Annotated in this window: 12 protein-coding genes; 9 read left to right on the forward strand and 3 right to left on the reverse strand. The window is 61.3% G+C overall.

Going from position 1 to position 24,429, the window contains the following annotated elements:
* Nucleotides 1–248: 248 nt before the first annotated feature.
* The 6 genes from AC1D19_RS19235 (at nucleotide 249) to AC1D19_RS19260 (ending at nucleotide 12,510) form a co-directional block, all read left to right on the forward strand.
* On the forward strand, nucleotides 249–1,565 hold the full coding sequence (locus AC1D19_RS19235; RefSeq protein ID WP_477764152.1) for an MdtA/MuxA family multidrug efflux RND transporter periplasmic adaptor subunit: 1,317 nt from the start codon (nucleotides 249–251) through the stop codon (nucleotides 1,563–1,565).
* Entirely contained in the window at nucleotides 1,562–4,666 is a 3,105-nt protein-coding gene (locus AC1D19_RS19240; RefSeq protein ID WP_477764153.1) for an MdtB/MuxB family multidrug efflux RND transporter permease subunit, read from the forward strand. Before AC1D19_RS19235 ends, AC1D19_RS19240 begins: the two co-directional genes overlap by 4 nt.
* A complete protein-coding gene (locus AC1D19_RS19245) occupies nucleotides 4,663–7,770 on the forward strand; it encodes an efflux RND transporter permease subunit (RefSeq protein WP_477764154.1) in 3,108 nt (1,035 codons plus the stop codon). The genes AC1D19_RS19240 and AC1D19_RS19245 overlap by 4 nt, the downstream gene beginning before the upstream one ends.
* Nucleotides 7,767–9,248 carry an efflux transporter outer membrane subunit gene (locus AC1D19_RS19250; protein WP_477764155.1) on the forward strand — a complete coding sequence of 494 codons (1,482 nt, stop codon included), beginning with the start codon at nucleotides 7,767–7,769 and terminating at the stop codon, nucleotides 9,246–9,248. The genes AC1D19_RS19245 and AC1D19_RS19250 overlap by 4 nt, the downstream gene beginning before the upstream one ends.
* Before the next feature lie 312 nt (nucleotides 9,249–9,560).
* On the forward strand, nucleotides 9,561–11,678 hold the full coding sequence (locus tag AC1D19_RS19255) for a putative bifunctional diguanylate cyclase/phosphodiesterase (RefSeq protein ID WP_477764156.1): 2,118 nt from the start codon (nucleotides 9,561–9,563) through the stop codon (nucleotides 11,676–11,678).
* Between the two features lie 85 nt (nucleotides 11,679–11,763).
* Nucleotides 11,764–12,510, forward strand: a complete 747-nt coding sequence (locus tag AC1D19_RS19260) for an SDR family oxidoreductase (protein ID WP_477764157.1) — start codon at nucleotides 11,764–11,766, stop codon at nucleotides 12,508–12,510.
* A gap of 152 nt (nucleotides 12,511–12,662) precedes the next feature.
* Here the strand turns inward: AC1D19_RS19260 and mapR are convergent, their stop codons facing one another.
* The 3 genes from mapR to AC1D19_RS19275 form a co-directional block, all read right to left on the reverse strand.
* Nucleotides 12,663–14,072, reverse strand: a complete 1,410-nt coding sequence (gene mapR / locus AC1D19_RS19265; protein WP_477764158.1) for a GntR family transcriptional regulator MpaR — start codon at nucleotides 14,070–14,072, stop codon at nucleotides 12,663–12,665.
* 144 nt (nucleotides 14,073–14,216) lie between these two features.
* Nucleotides 14,217–15,629, reverse strand: coding sequence for a cytochrome c oxidase accessory protein CcoG (gene ccoG, locus AC1D19_RS19270; RefSeq protein ID WP_477764159.1), 1,413 nt, complete (start codon nucleotides 15,627–15,629; stop codon nucleotides 14,217–14,219).
* Nucleotides 15,630–15,887: 258 nt separating this feature from the next.
* Nucleotides 15,888–16,124: a hypothetical protein gene (locus AC1D19_RS19275; protein ID WP_477764160.1), complete on the reverse strand. Its 237-nt coding sequence runs from the start codon at nucleotides 16,122–16,124 to the stop codon at nucleotides 15,888–15,890.
* 547 nt (nucleotides 16,125–16,671) lie between these two features.
* Between AC1D19_RS19275 and AC1D19_RS19280 the strand changes: the two genes are divergently transcribed.
* The 3 genes from AC1D19_RS19280 (at nucleotide 16,672) to glgB (ending at nucleotide 24,384) form a co-directional block, all read left to right on the forward strand.
* The gene (locus tag AC1D19_RS19280) at nucleotides 16,672–18,669 is read left to right on the forward strand and encodes an alpha-1,4-glucan--maltose-1-phosphate maltosyltransferase (protein ID WP_477764161.1); all 1,998 of its coding nucleotides are present in this window, start codon (nucleotides 16,672–16,674) and stop codon (nucleotides 18,667–18,669) included.
* Between the two features lie 139 nt (nucleotides 18,670–18,808).
* Nucleotides 18,809–22,150 carry a maltose alpha-D-glucosyltransferase gene (treS, locus tag AC1D19_RS19285; RefSeq protein WP_477764162.1) on the forward strand — a complete coding sequence of 1,114 codons (3,342 nt, stop codon included), beginning with the start codon at nucleotides 18,809–18,811 and terminating at the stop codon, nucleotides 22,148–22,150.
* 2 nt (nucleotides 22,151–22,152) lie between these two features.
* Nucleotides 22,153–24,384 carry a 1,4-alpha-glucan branching protein GlgB gene (gene glgB / locus AC1D19_RS19290; protein WP_477764163.1) on the forward strand — a complete coding sequence of 744 codons (2,232 nt, stop codon included), beginning with the start codon at nucleotides 22,153–22,155 and terminating at the stop codon, nucleotides 24,382–24,384.
* Nucleotides 24,385–24,429 lie beyond the last annotated feature (45 nt).

Here is a 24,429-nt window from a genome sequence, read left to right on the forward strand (position 1 = left end):
TGCTCGAAGCTTATTTGGAATGACCAAACCGCGCTTCTCGTGCCTTGCCCTGCACAACAGCAGGCCCGGCGCGGCGTGGAAATCAATTAAGATCGCCCCCCTCTGTCCAGGCCGTTTTCATTTGTGCTTCAGTGTCTTACACAAAACTCCTGTTACGTAAGCCAAAGGTAAATTGCCGGTAAAGGCGCTTTGCTTAAAACCCGCCAGTGCTTATCGTTCAGCCTCATGTAAAAAAGCCCACGCGCCCAATGGTTGATCACTCAATGCAATCCTCCGCTTCCCATAGTCCTCGTCGCTGGCTGTTCGGCCTGCTTGTCCTGTTGGTCATCGCCGCCCTGTGCTGGAAATTCTGGCCCGGCAGCGCTGCAACCAAAGAGGCTGCGGGGCAGAAAGCCGTCGCGGGGCATACCGGCAGGTCAGGCGGAATGCGACCTGGATTCGGCGGGGCGTCCGGGCCGGTACCGGTGCGAGTGGCGCCGGCAGTCACTGGTGATTTCCCTCTGTACTTCAAGGCGCTGGGCACGGTCACGGCGCTGAACACCATCAATGTCCGCAGCCGCGTCGGCGGTGAGCTGGTCAAGATCTATTTCGAAGAAGGGCAGATGGTCAAGGCCGGCGACCTGCTGGCCGAAATCGATCCGCGCCCGTACCAGAACGCCTTGCTCCAGGCCGAAGGCACCTTGCTGCAGAATCAGGCGCAGCTGAAAAACGCCCAGGTCGATGTCGAGCGTTATCGCGGCCTGTACCGCGAAGACAGTATTGCCAAGCAGACCCTGGACACCGCCGAAGCGCTGGTCGGTCAGTTCCAGGGCACCGTCAAGACCAATCAGGCGGCGGTCAACGACGCCAAGCTCAACCTCGAATTCACCCGGATCCGCGCACCGATCACTGGTCGCGTCGGCCTGCGTCAACTGGACGTCGGTAACCTGGTCGCGGCCAACGACACCACTGCATTGGCGATCATCACCCAGACCCAACCGATCAGCGTGGCCTTCACCCTGCCGGAAAACAGCCTCGACACCGTGCTCGCCCGTTATCGCAGCGGCGCCAAACTGCCGGCTGAAGCCTGGAACCGCGGTGATACCAAACTGCAAGCCACGGGCGTGCTGCAGAGCCTGGACAACCAGATCGACGTCACCACCGGCACCCTGAAATTCAAGGCCCGTTACGAGAACCGCGATCAGTCGCTGTTCCCCAATCAGTTCGTCAATGTGCGCCTGCTGGCCGACACCCTCAAGGACGTCGTACTGGCGCCTTCCGCCGCGATCCAGTTCGGCACCAACGGCACGTTCGCCTATGTCCTGGACGGTTACAAGAAGGTCAAGATCCGTCAGTTGAAAGTCGGCGCCAGTGACGGCCTGAACACTGTGGTCACCGAAGGCCTGTCGGCGGGCGATCGGGTCGTATTGGAAGGCACTGACCGCCTGAAGGACGGCAGCGACGTGGAGGTGGTCAACGACCGCCAGGACGTGCCGACCACGCCAACCGAACACCTGCAAGGCAAGTCGGCGGCCGACGCGGCTGAGCCTGCGACCACTGACAAGGCGAAAAAGGACGGCGCATGAATCTCTCGCGGCTGTTCATCCTACGCCCGGTAGCCACCACGCTGAGCATGCTGGCCATTATCCTGGCCGGCGTCATCGCCTATCGGCTGCTGCCGGTGTCGGCGCTGCCCCAGGTCGATTACCCGACCATTCGCGTCATGACCCTGTATCCCGGCGCCAGCCCGGATGTCATGACCAGCGCAGTGACTGCGCCACTTGAGCGGCAGTTCGGGCAGATGCCCGGCCTGACGCAAATGGCCTCCACCAGTTCCGGCGGGGCGTCGGTGCTGACCCTGCGGTTCAGCCTCGACATCAACATGGACGTGGCCGAGCAACAAGTTCAGGCGGCGATCAACGCCGCGACCAACTTGCTGCCCAAGGACCTGCCGGCACCGCCGGTGTACAACAAGGTCAACCCGGCCGACACGCCGGTGCTGACTCTGGCCATCACATCCAAGACCATGCTGTTGCCCAAGCTCAACGATCTGGTCGATACGCGCATGGCACAGAAGATTGCCCAGATCAGCGGCGTCGGCATGGTCAGCATTGCCGGTGGCCAGCGCCAGGCCGTGCGGATCAAGGTCAACCCCGAGGCCCTGGCGGCCAACGGCCTGAACCTGTCGGATGTGCGCACCCTGATCGGCGCCTCCAACGTCAACCAGCCCAAGGGTAACTTCGACGGCCCGACCCGGGTCTCGATGCTCGATGCCAACGATCAACTGACGTCGCCCAAGGACTACGCCAATCTGATTCTGGCCTACGCCAACGGCGCACCGTTGCGACTCAAGGACGTGGCGGAAATCGTCGACGGCGCCGAGAACGAGCGTCTGGCCGCTTGGGCCAACGAGAACCAGGCCGTGCTGCTGAACATCCAGCGTCAGCCCGGCGCCAACGTCATCGAGGTGGTGGACCGGATCAAGGCCCTGTTGCCGAGCATCACCGACAACCTGCCGGCCGGCCTCGACGTGGTGGTGCTGACCGACCGCACCCAGACCATCCGCGCCTCGGTCAAGGACGTGCAGCACGAATTGCTGATCGCCATCGCCCTGGTGGTCATGGTGACCTTTCTGTTCCTGCGTCGCGCCAGCGCCACGATCATTCCGTCGGTGGCCGTGCCGCTGTCGTTGATCGGTACGTTCGGCGTGATGTACCTGGCCGGGTTCTCGGTCAACAACCTGACCCTGATGGCCCTGACCATCGCCACCGGTTTCGTGGTGGACGATGCGATCGTCATGCTGGAGAACATTGCGCGCTTCATCGAGGAGGGCGACAGCCCGCTGAACGCGGCGCTCAAGGGCGCCAAACAGATCGGTTTCACCCTGATCTCCCTGACGTTGTCGCTGATCGCCGTGCTGATCCCGCTGCTGTTCATGGCGGATGTGGTCGGGCGGCTATTCCGCGAGTTCGCCATCACCCTGGCGGTGGCGATCCTGATTTCCCTGGTGGTTTCCCTGACCCTGACGCCGATGATGTGCGCGCGGTTGCTCAAGCGCGAACCCAAGGAAGCAGAGCAGGGCCGTTTCTACCGTGCCAGCGGTGCGTTCATCGACTGGATGATCGCCGCTTACGGACGCAAGTTGCAGTGGGTGCTCAAGCACCAGCCGCTGACCTTGATGGTGGCGATTGGCACTTTGGCACTGACGGTTTTCCTGTACATGGTGGTGCCCAAGGGTTTCTTCCCGGTGCAGGACACCGGCGTCATCCAGGGCATATCCGAAGCGCCGCAATCGATTTCCTTCGCGGCGATGAGCGAGCGCCAGCAGGAACTGGCCAAGGTGATCCTGGCCGACCCGGCGGTCGAGAGTCTGTCCTCCTACATTGGCGTGGATGGTGACAACTCGACCCTCAACAGCGGTCGGTTGCTGATCAACCTCAAGTCGCACCACAACCGCGACCTGAGCGCCACGCAAGTGATTGCCCGCCTGCAACCGGAGCTGGACAAACTGGTCGGCATCCGCCTGTTCATGCAGCCGGTGCAGGACCTGACCATCGAAGACCGGGTCAGCCGCACGCAGTACCAGTTCAGCATGTCGTCGCCGGATTCGGAGTTGCTGAGCCTGTGGAGCGGGCGTCTGGTGGAGGCCTTGGCCGACCGGCCGGAGTTGACCGACGTCGCCAGCGATTTGCAGGACAAGGGCTTGCAGGTCTACCTGGTGATCGACCGCGATGCGGCGTCGCGGGTCGGGGTGTCGGTGTCGAACATCACCGATGCGCTGTATGACGCCTTTGGTCAGCGGCAGATTTCCACGATCTACACCCAGGCCAGTCAGTACCGCGTGGTGCTGCAATCGCAGGCCGGCGAGAAGATCGGCCCGGATGCGTTGAACCAGATTCACGTCAAGACCACCGATGGCGGTCAGGTCCGCCTGTCCAGCCTGGCGCATATCGAGGAGCGCCAGGCGCAACTGGCGATCACCCATATCGGCCAGTTCCCGGCGGTGATGATGTCCTTCAACCTGGCGCCCGGCGTGGCGCTGGGGCATGCGGTAGAGATCATCGAGCAGGTGCAGAAGGACATTGGCATGCCGATTGGCGTGCAGACCCAGTTCCAGGGCGCGGCGGAGGCTTTCCAGGCTTCGTTGTCGAGCACTTTGCTGCTGATTCTGGCGGCGGTGGTGACCATGTACATCGTGCTGGGCGTGCTCTACGAGAGCTACATCCACCCGATCACCATTCTTTCGACCTTGCCGTCGGCGGCGGTGGGTGCGTTGCTGGCGTTGATCCTGAGTGGCAATGACCTGGGCATGATCGCGATCATCGGCATCATTCTGCTGATCGGCATCGTGAAAAAGAACGCAATCATGATGATCGACTTCGCCCTCGACGCCGAACGCAATCAGGGCATGGACCCGCAAACGGCGATCTATCAGGCGGCGTTGCTGCGTTTCCGGCCGATCCTGATGACCACCCTGGCCGCTTTGTTCGGTGCCGTGCCGTTGATGCTGGCCACCGGTTCCGGCGCGGAACTGCGTCAGCCGCTGGGTCTGGTGATGGTTGGCGGATTGCTGCTGAGCCAGGTTCTGACCCTGTTCACCACACCGGTGATCTACCTGTACTTCGACCGTCTCGGTCGGCGCTGGGGTCGCAAGCCTGAGTCCGTGGAAGCGGTAGAGCAGCCATGAACCTTTCGGGACCTTTCATCAAGCGCCCGGTCGCGACCATGTTGCTGAGCCTGGCGATCATGCTGCTGGGTGGCGTGAGCTTCGGTTTGCTGCCCGTGTCGCCGCTGCCGCAAATGGACTTTCCGGTGATCGTGGTCCAGGCCAGTCTGCCCGGGGCCAGCCCCGAGGTGATGGCATCGACCGTGGCCACGCCGCTGGAACGCTCTTTCGGCGCCATTGCCGGGGTCAACACCATGAGCAGCCGGTCCAGCCAGGGATCGACCCGGGTGATTCTGCAATTCGACCTCGACCGCGACATCAACGGCGCGGCGCGGGAAGTGCAGGCGGCCATCAATGCCTCGCGCAACCTGCTGCCGAGCGGGATGCGCAGCATGCCGACCTACAAGAAGGTCAACCCGTCCCAGGCACCGATCATGGTGCTGTCGCTGACCTCGGATGTGCTGGAAAAAGGCCAGCTCTATGACCTGGCCTCGACGATCCTGTCCCAGAGCCTGTCCCAGGTGCAGGGCGTCGGCGAGGTGCAGATCGGCGGCAGTTCCCTGCCGGCGGTACGTATCGAGCTCGAACCGCAGTCGCTCAACCAGTACGGCGTGGCCCTGGACGATGTGCGCAACACCATCGCCAATGCCAACGTGCGCCGGCCCAAGGGCTCGGTGGAAGACGATCAACGGCTGTGGCAGGTCCAGGCCAACGACCAGTTGGAAAAGGCCAAGGACTACGAGTCGCTGATCATCCACTACAACGGCGGCGCGGCCCTGCGCCTGAAGGATGTGGCGAAAGTCAGCGATGGCGTCGAGGACCGCTACAACAGCGGTTTCTTCAACAACGACGCGGCGGTGCTGCTGGTGATCAACCGGCAGGCCGGCGCCAACATCATCGAGACGGTTAACGAGATCAAGGCGCAACTGCCGGCATTGCAGGCGGTGTTGCCGGCCAGCGTCAAGCTGAACCTGGCCATGGACCGCTCGCCCGTCATCAAGGCGACGCTGCACGAAGCGGAAATGACCCTGTTGATCGCCGTGGCGCTGGTGATTCTGGTGGTGTTCCTGTTCCTCGGTAACTTCCGCGCCTCGCTGATTCCGACGCTGGCGGTGCCGGTGTCGCTGGTCGGCACCTTTGCCGTGATGTACCTCTACGGTTTTTCGCTGAACAACCTGTCGCTGATGGCGCTGATCCTGGCCACCGGGCTGGTGGTGGACGATGCCATCGTGGTGCTGGAGAACATTTCCCGGCACATCGACGAAGGCGTGCGGCCGATGCGGGCCGCGTACCTCGGTGCCCAGGAAGTCGGCTTCACCTTGTTGTCGATGAACGTGTCGCTGGTGGCGGTGTTCCTGTCGATCCTGTTCATGGGCGGGATCATCGAGAGCCTGTTCCGCGAATTCGCCATCACCCTGGCGGCGGCCATCGTGGTCTCGCTGCTGGTGTCGTTGACCCTGACCCCGATGCTCTGCGCCCGATGGCTCAAGCCGCATACGCCGGGGCAGGAGAACCGCCTGCAACGCTGGAGCCGACGGGCCAACGACTGGATGGTCGGCAAATACGCGACCAGCCTCGACTGGGTGCTGCGCCACAAGCGCCTGACGTTGCTCAGTCTATTCGTGACAATTGGTGTGAACATCGCGTTGTATGTGGTTGTTCCTAAAACATTTATGCCGCAGCAGGATACCGGCCAGCTGATCGGTTTCGTGCGCGGCGACGACGGCCTCTCGTTCAGTGTGATGCAGCCGAAGATGGAGATTTTCCGCCGGGCGGTGTTGAAGGACGAGGCCGTAGAAAGCGTCGCCGGGTTCATTGGCGGTTCCAACGGCACCAACAACGCCTTCATGCTGGTGCGCCTGAAGCCGATCAAGGAACGCAACATTTCCGCACAGAAAGTCATCGAACGCCTGCGCAAGGAAATGCCCAAGGTCCCCGGCGCACAACTGATGCTCATGGCCGACCAGGACCTGCAATTCGGTGGCGGCCGCGAACAGACCAGTTCGCAATACTCGTACATCTTGCAAAGCGGGGATCTGGGGGCGTTGCGCGAGTGGTATCCGAAAGTCGTCACTGCGCTCCGGGCCTTGCCGGAACTGACGGCGATCGATGCGCGGGAAGGCCGGGGCGCCCGGCAGGTGACGCTGATCGTCGACCGCGACCAGGCCAAGCGCCTGGGTGTCGACATGGATATGGTCACGGCGGTGCTGAACAACGCCTACAGTCAGCGACAGATTTCGACCATCTACGACAGCCTCAACCAGTATCAGGTGGTGATGGAGGTCAATCCGAAATACGCCCAGGACCCGATCACTCTCAAGCAGGTCCAGGTGATCACCGCTGACGGCGCGCGGATCCCGCTGTCGACCATTGCCCATTACGAAAACAGCCTGGAAAACGACCGGGTCAGCCACGAAGGCCAGTTCGCTTCGGAAAGCATTGCCTTCGACATGGCCGAAGGCGTGACCGTGGAGCAGGGCAGTGCCGCCATCGAGCGGGCGATTGCCAAGGTCGGCCTGCCGGAAGACGTGATCGTGAAAATGGCCGGCACCGCCGACGCCTTTGCCGCCACGCAAAAAAGCCAGCCGTTCATGATTCTCGGCGCGCTGGTGGCGGTGTATCTGGTGCTCGGCGTGTTGTACGAAAGCTACATTCATCCGCTGACCATCCTGTCCACGCTGCCGTCGGCCGGGGTTGGCGCGTTGCTGTCGATCTATGCGTTGGGCGGCGAGTTCAGCCTGATTTCGTTGCTGGGGCTGTTTCTGCTGATCGGCGTGGTGAAGAAAAACGCCATTCTGATGATCGACCTGGCGTTGCAACTGGAACGACACCAGGGCATGGCACCGCTGGAATCGATTCGCAGTGCCTGCCTGCAACGTTTGCGACCTATTCTGATGACCACCCTGGCGGCGATCCTCGGTGCCTTGCCGTTGCTGCTGAGCCGTGCCGAAGGGGCGGAAATGCGCCAGCCACTGGGCCTGACCATCATCGGCGGGCTGATCTTCAGCCAGGTGCTGACGCTTTACACCACCCCGGTGGTTTACCTCTATCTCGACAAACTGCGCCATCGCTTCAATAAATGGCGTGGGGTGCGTACCGATGCTGCTCTGGAAACTCCGCTATGACTGAACGTTCGCTTTTCAACCTGGCTGCACCGCTGATCACAGCCCGAGGCTCGCGTGTGTTGAGCCTGTCACTGTGCGTGGCGATGCTCAGTGCCTGCGCCGTCGGCCCGGATTACCAGCGCCCGCAAACCGCGGAGCCGGCGCAGTACAAGGCCGCAGAGGGCTGGCGTCAGGCCAATCCGAGCGATGCCTTGGCGCGTGGTGCGTGGTGGGAGTTGTATGGTGACCGGCAGCTCAACGACCTGGTCGAAAAGCTCAACAGCTCCAACCAGACCGTCGCCCAGTCCGAAGCCCAGTACCGGCAGGCCCAGGCGTTGGTGCGCAGCGCACGCGGGGCGTTTTTCCCGACGGTCGACCTGAACGTCAGCAAGAACCGCTCAAGCCAGGGCACCGGCAGCAGCAACTCCAGCCTGAGCAGTTCGTCCAGCGGTATTCGCGACACGTACTCGGCCCAGGCGGGCGTCAGTTGGGAAGCGGATGTCTGGGGCAAGCTGCGCCGGGGCCTGGAAGCCGACACCGCGAATGCCCAGGCCAGCTTTGCCGATTTGGCCGCGATGCGCCTGAGTCAACAGTCGGAGCTGGTGCAGAATTACCTGCAATTGCGCGTGATCGATGGTCAGAAGCGCTTGCTCCAGGACACGGTTGAGGCTTATCAGCGTTCGCTGAAAATGACCGAGAACCAGTACCGCGCAGGCGTATCCGGCAAGGACGCCGTGGCCCAGGCTCAGACGCAGCTCAAGGGCACCGAAGCCGATATGATCGACCTGATCTGGCAACGCGCCCAGTTCGAGAACGCCATTGCCGTGCTGATCGGCTTGCCACCGGCGCAGTTCAGCCTGGCGGAAAGCCAGGACATTCCGCCGTTGCCGCAAGTACCGTCGGCGCTGCCTTCGCAGTTACTGGAGCGGCGCCCGGACATTGCTGCCGCCGAGCGTTCGGTGATGGCCGCCAACGCCAACATCGGCGTGGCCAAGGCTGCCTATTACCCCGACCTGACGCTGAACATGAACGGCGGTTACAGCAGCAGCACCTATTCCAACTGGATCAGCCTGCCGAACCGCTTCTGGTCGGTCGGGCCGCAATTGGCCATGACCCTGTTCGACGGCGGCCAACGTTCGGCGGAAGTCGACCGCAGTGAAGCGGCCTATGACGAAACGGTGGCCAAGTATCGCCAGACCGTGCTCGACGGTTTCCGCGAAGTGGAAAACTTCCTGGTGCAACTCAAGGTGCTTCAGGACGAAGCCGTCGTGCGCCAACAGGCACTGGACGCCGCTCGTGAATCGCTACGCTTGACCCAGAACCAGTACAAGGCCGGTTTGATTGCCTACATCGATGTGGTGGTGACCCAGGCGGCGGCGCTGAGCAATGAGCGCAGTAACCTGGACCTGCTGCAAAGCCGCTTGATAGCCAGCGTGCAGTTGATTGCCGCGTTGGGAGGTGGCTGGGATGGACAGCTTCAGGTGAGCGATAGCCAATAACGGTCGAACGCTGCAATCCCTGGAGGAGCTGCGGTGCGGCGATCCGACTTGCCAGCGAAAGCCGTGTGTCAGGCGACAACAATGCTGGACCTGATGGCCTCTTCGCTGGCAAGTCGGATCGCCGCACCGCAGCTTCTACAGATTTTTGCGCCCGATGCGAGTTAATGTAAAACCTTAAAACAAGCGTTTCATCGGACTGATGGCCCTTTGCTCATTTTGTGAGTGCGTTCTCATTTGGAATCAGTACAATCGCCGCATTTGCCCCCCAGCGAGAATCAATACCATTGACGGGGGCATGCGCGAGAAGTCCCCATGCTCATCGGTAGCTATTCCCCCACCCTGGTCATCATTTCGCTCTGTGTCGCGATTCTCGCCTCATACACCGCACTCGACCTGACCGGACGCATTGCCACTGCCAAAGGCCGCGCCGTGCATTTGTGGACCGCGGGCGGGGCCATTGCCATGGGCATCGGCATCTGGTCGATGCACTTTATCGGCATGCTCGCGTTCAAGTTGCCGATCGACCTGGGGTACGACGGCACCATCACCCTGTTGTCGCTGCTGATTGGCGTGCTCTCCAGCGGTTTTGCGCTGTGGCTGGTCAGCCAGCCGCAATTGCCGGCCTGGCAACTGGCCTTTGGCGCGTTGGTCATGGGCGCCGGCATCAGCGCGATGCACTACACCGGCATGGCCGCCATGCGCATGCAACCGGGCATCGACTACGACCCGACGCTGTTCGGCACCTCGCTGATGATCGCTGTCGGTGCTTCGGGCGCGGCATTGTGGATTGCTTTCCGCCTGCGCCAGCACACGCCTTATGTCCGTCTGATCCGTGGTGGTGCCGCCGTGATCATGGGTATCGCCATCGTCGGCATGCACTACACCGGCATGGCCGCCGCACGCTTTGCCGATGGCAGCTTTTGCGGGGCGGCGGTCAATGGCCTGAGCGGCAAGGGCCTGGACAACCTGGTACTGGTCACCACGCTGGCGGTGCTGAGCATCGCTTTGCTGACCTCGATCCTCGATGCGCGCCTGGAGGCCCGCACCGCGAGCCTGGCCGAGTCGCTGACCGAGGCCAACCGTGAACTGACCCAACTGGCCCTGCATGACACCCTCACCGGGTTGCCGAACCGGATGTTGCTCGCTGATCGTATCGATCAGGCCATGTCGTGGGTCCGGGAAGAGGGTGGCTGCTTTGCCCTGATGTTCATCGATCTGGACGGCTTCAAACCGGTCAACGATGCCTTTGGTCACCATATGGGTGATTTGCTGTTGCGCGAAGTGGCCTTGCGCCTGCGCGAAGACTTGCGTAGCCAGGACACCTTGGCGCGCATCGGCGGCGACGAGTTCGTGTTGCTGGTGCAATTGAGCGAACAGAACGACGCCTTGAGCCTGGCGGCCCGTCAGGTCGGGTTGATCGCGCGGGCGTTCCGGGTTGCCGAACATGATTTGCACATTTCCGCCAGCGTCGGCATTGCGCTCTACCCGGGTAATGGGCAGTCCGCCCAGGAGTTGCTGATGAACGCCGACGCGGCGATGTATCACGCCAAGGGCGCGGGTAAAAACGGCTACAGTTTTTTCGATGCCTCGATGAACAGCAACGCCCGCAAACAGCTGCAATTGCTGCAGGACTTGCGCAATGCCGTGGAACAACAGGAATTCAGCCTGTATTACCAGCCCAAGTTCGACGCCGCCAATGGCCGTCCGGTGGGCGCCGAGGCGTTGTTGCGCTGGGAGCACCCGACGCAAGGGATGCTGTTGCCGGACAAATTCATCGAAATGGCGGAAAAAACCGGCCTGATCATCCCGATTGGCGAGTGGGTACTCAACGAAGCCTGCCGGCAGATGCGCGAGTGGTACGTGTCGGGCTACACCGATTGGCGCATCGCGGTGAACCTTTCGGCCATCCAGTTCTGTCATTCCGGGCTGGTCCAGAGCGTCGCCAAAGCGCTGGCGACACACCATCTGCCGGCCAACAGCCTGACCCTGGAAATCACCGAAACCACCGCCATGAGCGATGCCGATGCGAGCATGACGGTGCTTCAGGAACTGTCGGAAATGGGCGTCGACCTGTCCATCGACGATTTTGGTACCGGCTATTCGAGCTTGATGTACCTCAAGCGCCTGCCGGCCAACGAACTGAAGATCGACCGCGGTTTTGTCCGCGACCTGGAGCACGACAGCGATGACGCCGCCATCGTTTCGGCCATCGTCGCCCTCGGCCAGGCGCTGGGGTTGCGCATCGTCGCCGAAGGTGTGGAGACGGGTGTGCAGCAGGACTTCCTGACTCAACTCGGTTGCGATTCGTTGCAGGGGTACCTGCTGGGGCATCCGTTGCCGGCCGCAGGCTTCATGGTGGAAATCCATCGCGGGGAGCAATTGTTCGAGCAGTTGAAAGCCAGTTCAGAGCGCGAAATGTCGATGACATGACAGCTGACGTGAAGCCATGCAAAAACCGTCAATGGCGGTTATTCTAGCCCCCGACCGCTTAAGCTTTGATTGGGGGAAAGCTCGCATGGACAAAGTCATCGTCATCACCGGCGGCAGCCGCGGCATTGGTGCCGCCACCGCGCTGTTGGCCGCCGCGCAGGGCTATCGGATCTGCATCAACTACCAGGCCGACGAACAGGCTGCACTCGGCGTGCTCGAGCAAGTCCGCACCCTCGGTGCACAAGCCATTGCGGTGCGGGCCGACGTCAGCATCGAAGACGAAGTCATCGCGCTGTTCAATCGGGTAGACAGCGAACTGGGCCGGGTCACCGCGCTGGTGAACAACGCCGGCACCGTCGGGCAAAAGTCCCGGGTCGACGAGATGTCCGAGTTCCGCATTCTCAAAATCATGAAAACCAACGTCTTGGCGCCGATCCTCTGCGCCAAGCACGCGATCCTGCGCATGTCGCCCAGGCACGGCGGGCAGGGCGGGAGCATCGTCAACGTTTCGTCGGTCGCCTCGCGCCTGGGATCGCCCAACGAGTACGTCGACTACGCCGCCTCCAAAGGTGCGCTGGACACCTTCACCATCGGTCTGTCCAAGGAAGTGGCGGGCGAGGGGATTCGGGTCAATGCCGTGCGGCCTGGCTTCATCTACACCGATTTCCATGCCCTGAGCGGCGATCCGGACCGGGTCAGCAAACTGGAATCGGCGATTCCGATGGCCCGGGGCGGGCGTCCGGATGAGGTGGCGGAGGCGATTGTCTGGTTGCTGTCGGACAAGGCTTCTTATGCGACGGGGACTTTTGTTGATCTTGGTGGTGGGCGTTAACGCTTCAGTTTTGTGTTGTTGAATAAGGCCTCATCGCGAGCAGGCTCGCTCCCACAGTGGAATTCCAGTGTTCACAGATATTGTGTACACGGATAAACCCTTGTGGGAGCGAGCCTGCTCGCGAAGGCGATAGAGCAGGCGACATCCAACCATCAGAACGACCGCACAATCCGCCCCAACGTCTCCATCGCCTTCTCCGCAGCCTCGTCCCACGGGCTGCCATAATTCAACCGAATACAATTCCTGAACCGCTGCGCCGGCGAAAAGATCGGCCCCGGTGCAATGCTGATCCCCTGTGCCAACGCCATCTGAAACAACTTCAACGAATCCATCTGCTCCGGTAATTCCAGCCACAAAAAGTACCCGCCTGCCGGTTGGCTGACCCGCGTTTGCGCGGGGAAATAGCGGGCGATGGCGGCGAGCATGGCGCTTTGCTGGTCTTCCAGCGCGTGGCGCAATTTACGCAGGTGCCGGTCGTAGCCGCCGTGCTGCAGGTAATCGGCGATAGCCGCCTGCGCTGGCATTGATGCGCACAGAGAGGTCATGAGTTTCAGTCGTTCGATTTTCTGCGCATAGCGCCCGGCGGCGACCCAGCCGATGCGGTAGCCGGGGGCCAGGCTCTTGGCGAACGAGCCGCAGTGCATCACCAGGCCTTCGGTATCAAAGGCCTTGGCCGGTTTCGGTGCTTGTTGGCCGTAATACAGTTCGGCGTAGACATCGTCTTCGATCAGCGGCACCTGGTGGCGGCGCAACAATTCCACAAGCTGCTGCTTCTTTGCCTCGGGCACAGTCGCGCCCATGGGGTTCTGGAAGCTGGTCATGCACCAGCAGGCCTTGATCGGATGGCGCTCCAGGGTTTGCTCGAGCACACCGAGGTCGATGCCGTCGCGCGGGTGCACGGGGATTTCCACGGCTTTGAGCTTCAGGCGTTCGAGCACTTGCAGGCAGGCGTAGAACGCCGGGGCTTCGATGGCCACCAGATCGCCGGGTTGGGTCACCGCTTGCAGGCACAGGTTGAGGGCTTCCAGCGCGCCGTTGGTGATCAGCAATTCTTCCATGGGCAGCATCAGCCCGCCGACCATGTAGCGCAGGGCGATTTGCCGGCGCAGCTGCGGGTTGCCCGGCGACATGTCGGTGACCACCATGCGCGGGTCCATCTCGCGGCTGGCGCTGGCCAGGGAGCGTGACAAGCGTTGCAGGGGAAACAGCGTCGGGCTGGGGAACGCCGAGCCGAAGGGCACAGTGTTCGGGTCCTTGATCGAGTCGAGCACCGAGAACACCAGTTCGCTGACGTCGACTTCCGTGGATTCGTTGACCTGATTGCTGATCACCGGTTCGGAAAACGGCCGGGTTGCATGAGCGTTGACGAAGTAACCGGAACGCGGGCGAGCGCGGATCAGCCCGCGACGTTCCAGCAGGTAGTAGGCCTGGAACACCGTCGACGGGCTGACCCCGTAGGTCTGGCTGGCATAGCGCACCGAGGGCACACGCTGGCCCGGGCCGAGGACGCCGGAGCGGATCAGTTCTGCGATGTCGTCGGCGAATTTTTCGTAGCGTTTCATCAAAAGCCCGGTTGGGTGTCATTTGGAGAAAGGGGACGGTCGTACCGCCAAGATCGCAGCCTTCGGCAGCTCCTACAATGGATCGGCTTGCGTGCGCAGGAGCTGCCGAAGGCTGCGATCTTTGAAGGTCAACATCTTAAAGGTTCAGCGATTCATCGGCGCCACAAACCGGCTCTTCGCCACGCTGTAGACGTCGGGCTCATCGTTGTCGACCACCTTGAAGCCGATGCTCTGTGAGCTGCTGGCCGGACGCTGCGAGAGCATCGCCACCGACACCGGCACATCGACAATCTCGCCCGGCGCCAGGCTCAACCCGGTCTTGCCCCGCAACTCGAAATCATCGGCATCGACCAGGCGCAATTGATAGTCCTGACGCTGCTGGGTTTTGTTGATTACCTTCAGACTGTAGATGTTTTCGATCTGCCCCTGGCTGTTCTCGCGGAACAGGCCCCGGTCCTTGCTGACGTCGAGCGACACCATCGGCCGTTCCACCAGCGCCACCACCAGGGCGGCAATCATCACCAGCAGCACGGCGGTGTAGCCGATCAGGCGCGGACGCAACAGGTGCGTCTTGCCACCCTGCAACTGATGTTCGGATGTATAGCTGATCAATCCTGGGGCGTAGCCCATCTTGTCCATGATCGAATCGCAGGCGTCGATGCAGGCGGCGCAACCGATGCATTCCATCTGCAAGCCATCGCGAATGTCGATGCCGGTCGGGCAGACCTGCACGCAGAGCTGGCAATCGATGCAATCGCCCAGGCCGACCTCGGCGGGTTTGACCTCGCGTTTGCGCGGGCCACGGTTTTCGCCTCGGGCCACGTCGTAGGAAATGGTCAGGGTGTCCTTGTCGAACATCACGCTCTGGAACCGCGCATAGGGGCACATGTGCATGCACACCGCTTCACGCAGCCAACCGGCATTGATGTAGGTGGCGCCGGTAAAAAACAGCACCCAGAACAGGCTGACGCCGCTCATCTGGAAGGTCAGCAGCTCTTCGGCCAACGGCCGGATCGGCGTGAAATAGCCGACGAACGTCAGGCCGGTCAGCAGGCTGATGGCCAGCCACAAGGTGTGCTTGGCCGCGCGACGCATCAGCTTGTTCAGGCCCCACGGCGCGGCTTGCAACTTGATCCGCTGGTTGCGCTCGCCCTCGGTGATCTTCTCGCACCACATGAAGATCCAGGTCCACGAACTTTGCGGGCAGGTGTAGCCGCACCAGACCCGTCCCGCGAACACGGTGATCGCAAACAGGCCGAAGGCGGCAATGATCAACAGCGCCGACAGCAGGATGAAGTCCTGCGGCCAGAAGGTCGCACCGAAGATATGGAATTTGCTTTCGGAAAGATCCCAGAGCACCGCCTGGCGGCCACCCCAGTTCAACCACACGGTGCCGAAAAACAGCAAAAACAGAAAACCCGCACCGCTGATGCGCAGGTTGCGGAACAACCCGGTGAAGCTGCGGGTGTGGATGTGGTTGTCGCTGGATTTGGCCTTCATCTTTGGACGCGAAGGCTCGAATGTTTCTACGGTTCGGACGGGGATTCTCTCGCTCATGGTCTTTCGCTCATCAGCCTCCATCAGGCATGAGCACTATGAGCGGCGATCTGTTTGCATAACAGACTCAGGTATTGCATTAAAAAGCAGATCAGATGGCGCTGGGCGCACGGCCTGCGACAACTTGAAGCACCCGCCGCAGCTGGGCCCAAGGGTCTGACCCAAACAGTGGCGGCAGCTACTGTGCTAGCTCAGTCAAATCACCGAACCACTGTCGGTGGCTTTCAAGTGCCGGCGTCCATCCACCGTGCCTGCCTGTCAGGGACTCACCCTGTCAGCGGAGGTTTTTTCACAACCTGATTCCTGCTCATTGCTCGGGGTTTGCGAGAGTTCGTGCTGGCTGTAGTCAATATCACCGTGCAGCAGATGATTCTCCAGATCCCTGATGATCGAGCTTCTGGTTGATGGTTCTGAGGGGTTGCGTTCGGCTTCGAAGCAAAGAAATTCGTAGTTGAATATTTTCAAAGGGAGGCCAGCCGTCGGTTGGTCGTTCACGGTTGAGCGCGTGGTGCTGTGCGCTAGCGTTGTCTGTGAATTCGCTGACGCTGGAAAAAAACGTTTTCATGGCTGGCCACGCTCAAGGCTGACAGAGTGACGGCCATATAAGGCGTGGGATGTGCGTTTCGTAAAGTGTCGGGCGGGCAGAATTGGCGCTTCAGGATCGGTACTACGCGTTCTTGGGAAGAGTCATTCATTTTTTATGATATTCCCTGCTTTCGACGCAGGAGCGATCAACTGTTTTCATTACGGATCCACAATCACCGGCGGCATCGTCGTTGGCGGTTCTTCCCTTGGCGGTGGGATCGTGCCAGGAGTGGATTGTTCATTGTTCAAACCTCAGGTGGCACATGGCGTGAGTCGTGCTTTAGTTGGTGGACTAGTGGGTGGGTCGCAGCGCGAAGGACTTGATTGCGCAAATTGTTGATGAAACTTTCCCGGCGACTGTCGCTCGGAACCTAAGTGAGTGCATTCCGGGGCGGACAGTCCAGCGGGATGGCGACCAGACACAAGCGCGTCCATGGGGCGTCAGGAGAGAGGCTCGATGACGGCTGAAAAACCGACTGAGTTGAGCTACAACCCGCACATGCCGCTGTCGCAGGCGTTGTTGCTGCCGCGTATCGTCATGGAAAACATCATGCCGACCCTTGAAGGCGGGCAGTTCGCGGTCAAGGCCGTGGAGGGGCAGGATGTGGTGGTGACGGCCAAGGTCTTCGCCGACGGGCATGACAAGCTGGGGGTTCGCGTGCGCTGGCGGGCCGAGGACGAGGACGTCTGGCAAAGCGCGGTCATGAACGATCTGGGCAACAATGGTTGGCAAGGGCAGTTCCGGGTCCACAGCCAGGGCCGTTATCTGTTCTGTATCGAAGCCTGGATCGATCAGTTCGCCAGTTTTTGCTATGAGCTGGAAAAGAAGCATGCGGCGGCGGTGCCCGTCAGCCTGGAATTGCAGGAAGGGCGGATTCATGTACAACAAGCCGCCGAACGCAGCGAAGGGCAACTCAGCGAGCAACTGGCGGCCTTGCACCATGAACTGTCAGGACTGCTCGAAGCCGAGCAGGTCGCGCTGTTTTTGCACCAGCGTAGTGCCGACCTCATGGCCCGCGTCGATCATCGTGCTTACCTGAGCCTGAGCCCGGAGTACCCGCTGGATGTGGAGCGCGAACTGGCGCAGTTCGCCAGTTGGTATGAATTGTTCCCGCGTTCGATCACCGACAGTCCGGCGCGTCATGGCACCTTCAATGACGTGCATTCACGGCTGGCGATGATTCAGGACATGGGCTTCGATGTGCTGTATTTCCCGCCGATCCACCCGATCGGGCGCAGCTACCGCAAAGGCCCGAACAACTCCCTGACGGCGGGCCCCGATGATCCGGGCAGTCCCTATGCGATTGGTAGCGAGGAGGGCGGCCACGAGACGATTCACTCGCAGTTGGGTACCCGCGAAGACTTCCGGCGACTGGTGGCGGCCGCCGCGGCCCATGGTCTGGAAATCGCCCTCGACTTTGCCATCCAGTGTTCCCAGGACCACCCTTGGCTCAAGCAACACCCCGGCTGGTTCAACTGGCGGCCGGACGGCACGATCAAATATGCCGAGAACCCACCGAAGAAATACCAGGACATCGTCAACGTCGACTTCTATGCCCCCGAGGCGATTCCGAGCCTGTGGCTGGAACTGCGCGACGTCGTGGTGGGCTGGGTCGAGGAGGGTGTGAAGATCTTCCGCGTCGATAACCCGCACACCAAGCCTTTGCCGTTCTGGCAATGGCTGATCGCCGATGTACGGGCGTTGTACCCCGAGGTGATCTTCCTCGCCGAAGCCTTCACCACCCCGGCAATGATGGCGCGCCTGGGCAAGGTCGGTTATTCCCAGAGCTACACCTATTTCACCTGGCGCAACACCAAGGCCGAACTGGCGAGCTACTTCACGGAACTCAACGAATCGCCATGGCGCGAATGCTACCGGCCGAATTTTTTCGTCAATACACCGGACATCAACCCGGCGTTCCTCCACGAATCCGGGCGTCCCGGGTTCCTCATCCGTGCCGTGTTGGCGACCATGGGCTCAGGCTTGTGGGGCATGTATTCGGGTTTCGAGTTGTGCGAGTCGGCGCCGGTGCCGGGCAAGGAGGAGTACCTTGACTCCGAGAAGTACGAGATCCGCCCCAGGAACTTCAACGCGCCGGGCAACATCATTGCCGAGATCGCCCAGCTCAACCGCATTCGCCGACAGAACCCGGCGCTGCACACGCATCTGGGGCTGAAGGTCTACAACGCGTGGAACGACAATATCCTGTACTTCGGCAAACGCAGCTTTGACGGCAGCAATTTCATTCTGGTGGCGGTCAACCTCGATCCGCACAACGTGCAGGAAGCGAGCTTTGAGTTGCCCTTGTGGGAAATGGGCCTGCCCGATGACGCCAGCACTCACGGCGAAGACCTGATGAATGGCCATCGCTGGACCTGGTACGGCAAGCAGCAATTGATGCGGATCGATCCGGCGTATCAGCCGTTCGGGATTTGGAGGATTACCACTGCTTGAATGCGCCGCAAACCACCCTGTAGGAGCTGCCGAAGGCTGCGATCTTTTGCTTTACAGCGAAGATMAAAAGATCGCAGCCTTCGGCAGCTCCTACAGGGGGCGTTTTGAGAGCGGCCTTAATGAGTTCCAGGAGTTTCACATGGCGAAGAAACCCAAGGCAGCCACGTTCATCAAGGACCCGCTCTGGTACAAGGACGCGGTGATCTATCAAGTTCATGTCAAATCGTATTTCGACTCCAACAACGACGGGATCGGCGATTTTCCCGGCCTCATCGCCAAGCTCGACTACATCGCCGACCTTGGGGTCAACACCATCTGGTTGTTGCCGTTCTATCCCTCGCCACGGCGCGACGACGGTTATGACATCGCCGAGTATCGCGGCGTACACAGTGACTACGGCACCATGGCCGATGCCCGGCGTTTCATTGCCGAGGCGCACAAACGCGGCCTGCGGGTGATCACCGAGCTGGTCATCAACCACACCTCCGACCAGCACCCGTGGTTCCAGCGCGCACGCAAGGCCAAAAAAGGTTCGGCTGCCCGGGACTTCTACGTGTGGTCCGATGACGATCAGAAATACGACGGCACCCGCATCATTTTCCTCGACACCGAAAAGTCCAACTGGACCTGGGACCCGGTGGCCGGCCAATACTTCTGGCACCGTTTCTATTCCCACCAGCCGGACCTGAACTTCGATAACCCGCAAGTGATGAAAGCAGTGCTGTCGGTGATGCGTTACTGGCTCGACATGGGCATCGACGGCTTGCGCCTGGACGCCATTCCCTACCTGATCGAACGCGACGGCACCAACAACGAGAACCTGCCGGAAACCCACGACGTCCTGAAAAAGATCCGCGCCGAAATCGACGCCAACTACCCCGACCGCATGCTGCTGGCCGAGGCCAATCAATGGCCGGAGGACACACAGCTGTACTTCGGCGACACCGATAAAAAAGGCCTGAACGGCGACGAATGCCACATGGCCTTTCACTTCCCGTTGATGCCGCGCATGTACATGGCGCTGGCCCAGGAAGATCGCTTCCCGATTACCGACATTCTGCGCCAGACCCCGGACATTCCCGCCAACTGCCAATGGGCAATCTTCCTGCGCAACCACGATGAGCTGACCCTGGAGATGGTCACCGACAAGGAGCGCGACTACCTGTGGAATTACTACGCTGCCGACCGCCGCGCACGGATCAATCTGGGCATTCGCCGCCGTCTGGCGCCTTTGGTTGAGCGCGACCGCCGTCGGGTCGAGCTGCTCAACAGCCTGCTACTGTCGATGCCCGGCACGCCGACCCTGTACTACGGCGATGAAATCGGCATGGGCGACAACATCTACCTCGGTGACCGCGACGGCGTACGCACGCCGATGCAATGGTCCATCGACCGCAATGGCGGTTTCTCCCGCGCCGACCCGGCCAGCCTGGTGCTGCCGCCGATCATGGACCCGCAATATGGCTACCTGTCGGTGAACGTCGAAACCCAGGCCGGCGATCCGCATTCGCTGTTGAACTGGACCCGGCGCATGCTTGCCGTGCGCAAGCAGTCCAAGGCCTTCGGGCGCGGTACGTTGAAAATGCTGTCGCCCAGCAACCGGCGGATTCTGGCCTACACCCGTGAATACACCGGGGTGGATGGCAAGCACGAAGTCATTCTGTGCGTGGCCAATGTGTCGCGCAGTGCCCAGGCCGCCGAGCTGGATTTGTCGGCCTACGTCGGCATGGTGCCGGTGGAAATGCTCGGGGGTAACGCGTTCCCGCCCATTGGCCAGCTGAATTTCCTCCTGACGCTGGCGCCCTACGGCTTTTACTGGTTCGGCCTCGCCGCGGAAAACCAGATGCCGAGCTGGCACGTGGAGCCCGCACAAAGCCTGCCGGACTTCACCACGCTGGTGCTGAAAAAACGCATGGAAGAGCTGCTCGAAGCGCCGTCACGCACCACGCTGGAGCAAAGCATCCTGCCGAGCTGGTTGCAGAATCGCCGCTGGTTCGCCGGCAAGGACGCCGCCATTGAACAGGTCGATCTGGCCTATGGCGTGCGTTTCGGCGATCCGCAGCATCCGGTGCTGTTCAGTGAGATCAATGTCACCAGTGGAGGCCAGCGCAGCCGCTACCAGTTGCCATTCGGCTTTATTTCCGAGGATCAGGTCGGTACTCCGTTGCCCCAGCAGTTGGCGTTGTCGCGGGTACGGCGTGGGCGCCAGGTCGGCCTGATCACCGATGCCTTCAGCCTGGACTCCTTTGTGCATGCCGTATTACAGGGCATTCAGGCCGGCACCGTGTTGGCATCCAGTGATGGCGACATTCGCTTCGAGTCCACCGCCGAACTTGAAAAACTCGGCCTCAATGCCGAGTCCCCGGTGCGATACCTGTCGGCCGAGCAGTCCAACAGCTCGGTGGTGATCGGCAACAGCCTGGTGCTGAAGCTGATCCGCAAGGTTGCCTGCGGTGTGCACCCGGAGCTGGAAATGAGCGCGTTCCTGACCGAAGCCGGGTTCAGCAATATTTCGCCATTGCTGGGTGCGGTGGTGCGCCGGGACGGGGCGGGTGAAGACAACCTGCTGATGATCGCCCAAGGCTATCTGAGTAACCAGGGCGACGCCTGGGAGTGGACGCAGAACAACCTCGAACGGGCGCTGCGCGATGAGCTGGCCGACGCCGTGTCCGAGCAGGAACAACACTACAACGCGCTCGGCGAACTGAAAGATTTCGCCGCTATGCTCGGTCAGCGCCTGGGGGAAATGCATCAGGTGCTGGCGGCGCCGAGTGCCAATCCGGACTTCTTGCCCCAGGTCACCACGCAGAAGGAGGCGCTGGCTTCGGCCAGGGATGTCGCGGCGCAAATCGATGACGCGTTGAACTTGCTCAAGCAGCATAAAAATCAACTGAATACGGCGGACCAGACCCTGGTCAGCCGTTTGCTGGACAACAGGAAAGCCATCCTCGGCCATGTACAGGCACTGGGCAAGAAGACCGCGGGCGGCTTGCGCATTCGTGTGCACGGCGACCTGCATTTGGGGCAGGTGTTGGTGATCAAGGGCGATGCCTACCTGATCGACTTCGAAGGCGAACCGGCCCGGCCATTGCATGACCGACGGGGCAAACACAGCCCGTACAAGGATGTCAGCGGCGTGCTGCGTTCCTTCGACTATGCGGCGGCGATGGCGATCAATGTGCAGAGCGTCGACAACACCGCGGCGGCCGATGCTGCGCGCTTGCGGGTCACCGATCGCTATTTGAGCGAGGCGCGGCAAGCATTTGTCGACGCTTATCGGCTGGCGGCAGCTAGTCTTGCCCATGCATGGCAAGATCCAGAAGGCGAGGATGCCGCGCTGGCGTTGTTCGGTCTGGAGAAGGCGGCGTATGAAGTGGCCTATGAGGCGGAAAATCGCCCCACCTGGTTGCCCGTGCCGTTGCACGGTTTATATGGATTATTGAGTGGGCTTAAACCCTTTTCCGATCTTGGTGGAGAGTAGTCATGAGTGTCTCGAACAAGGAACAGGGTCATCACAAAGAAGCGCTGCTGCCCAACACGCGGGATATCGATGCATTGGTGCGCGCCGAGCATATCGATCCTTTTGCCATTCTTGGCCCACATGGTGACGGTGCCGGCGGGCAATTCATCCGTGCTTACCTGCCGGGTGCCCTGAGTGTGCAGGTGCTGGCCAGGGACTCCGGCGAAGAGCTTGGTCACCTTGAAGTCACGGAGACGCCGGGGTTGTTCGTCGGGCATTTCCAGCATGCGCAAGCGTATCTGTTGCGCACCCGTTGGGCCGGCGGCGAGCAAACCGTAGAAGATCCTTACAGCTTTGGCCCGTTGCTGGGCGAAATGGACTTGTACCTGTTTGCCGAAGGCAATCACCGCGACCTCAGTGCATGTCTGGGCGCGCAACTGAAAACCGTGGACGGTGTCGACGGCGTGCGTTTTGCCGTGTGGGCACCGAATGCCCGGCGGGTGTCGGTGGTCGGCGATTTCAACGTCTGGGACGGGCGCCGGCACCCGATGCGCCTGCGTCATCCCACCGGTGTCTGGGAGTTGTTCATCCCGCGCCTGCAGGCCGGGGACACCTACAAATACGAGATTCTCGGCGCCCACGGCATACTGCCGTTGAAGGCTGATCCCGTGGCACTGGCCACCAGTCTGCCACCGGACACCGCCTCGAAAGTCGCTTCACCCTTGAACGTCGACTGGCAGGATCAGGACTGGATGATGGCCCGGGGCGACCGCCACCGGGTGACGGCGCCCTTGTCGATCTACGAATTGCACGCCGGCTCGTGGCAATGCGAGCTGGACGACCTGGGCGAAGTGGCCCGCCAGTACACCTGGCCGGAACTGACCGAGCGGCTGATTCCCTATGTCAAAGACCTGGGCTTCACCCACATCGAACTGATGCCGATCATGGAGCACCCGTTCGGCGGTTCGTGGGGCTATCAGTTGTTGTCGCAATTCGCGCCGAGTGCGCGGTATGGCACGCCGGACGAGTTCGCCGCCTTCGTCAACGCCTGCCATGTGGCCGGGCTCGGGGTGATCCTCGATTGGGTGCCGGCGCATTTCCCCACCGATATCCACGGCCTGGCCCAGTTCGACGGCACGGCGCTGTACGAGTACGGCAACCCGCAGGAAGGTTTCCACCAGGACTGGGACACGCTGATCTACAACCTGGGGCGCACCGAAGTGCACGGCTACATGCTGGCGTCGGCGCTGCACTGGCTCAAGCATTTCCATGTCGACGGCCTGCGGGTCGATGCGGTGGCCTCGATGCTGTACCGCGACTATTCGCGCAAGGCTGGCGAATGGGTGCCGAACCGCCATGGCGGGCGGGAGAACCTCGAAGCCATCGACTTCCTGCGCCACCTCAATGACGTGGTCGCCCTGGAAGCGCCCGGTGCATTGGTCATCGCCGAAGAATCCACCGCCTGGCCGGGTGTCAGCCAGGGCACGCAACAGGGCGGCCTGGGCTTTGCCTATAAATGGAACATGGGCTGGATGCACGATTCGTTGCATTACATCCAGCAGGACCCGGTGTATCGCGCCCACCACCACAACGAGCTGAGTTTCGGCCTGGTGTATGCCTGGTCCGAGCGCTTCATCCTGCCGATTTCCCACGATGAAGTGGTGCATGGCAAACACTCGCTGATCGACAAGATGCCCGGCGACCGCTGGCAGAAATTCGCCAACCTGCGGGCCTACCTGAGCTTCATGTGGGCGCATCCGGGCAAGAAGCTGTTGTTCATGGGCTGCGAGTTCGGCCAATGGCGCGAGTGGAACCATGACCAGCAACTGGACTGGTACCTGTTGCAATACTCCGAGCACAAGGGCGTGCAGAAACTGGTGTCTGACCTCAATCGCTTGTACCGCGAAGAGCCGGCGCTGCACGAGCAGGACGATGTGCCGCAGGGTTTCCAGTGGCTGATCGGCGATGACGCGATCAACAGCGTTTATGCCTGGCTGCGCTGGAGCAAGGACGGCCGGCCTGTGCTGGTGGTGGCCAACTTCACCCCGGTGCCGCGCGAGGCTTATCGCGTCGGGGTGCCGTTTGCCGGGCAGTGGAGTGAGGTGCTCAATAGCGATTCGTCGATTTATGCCGGTTCCAACTACGGCAATAGTGGTGGGGCGCTGGCCGAGGAAACGCCGAGCCATGGGCAGGCGTTGTCGTTGGTGCTGAATTTGCCGCCGTTGGCGGTGTTGATGTTAAGGCCGGAGGGGTAATTCAGACCTGAAGTAGAAGCTCTGGAGTGGGCTTGCAACCCAGTG

Source organism: Pseudomonas sp. P1_C12 (assembly GCF_056406435.1).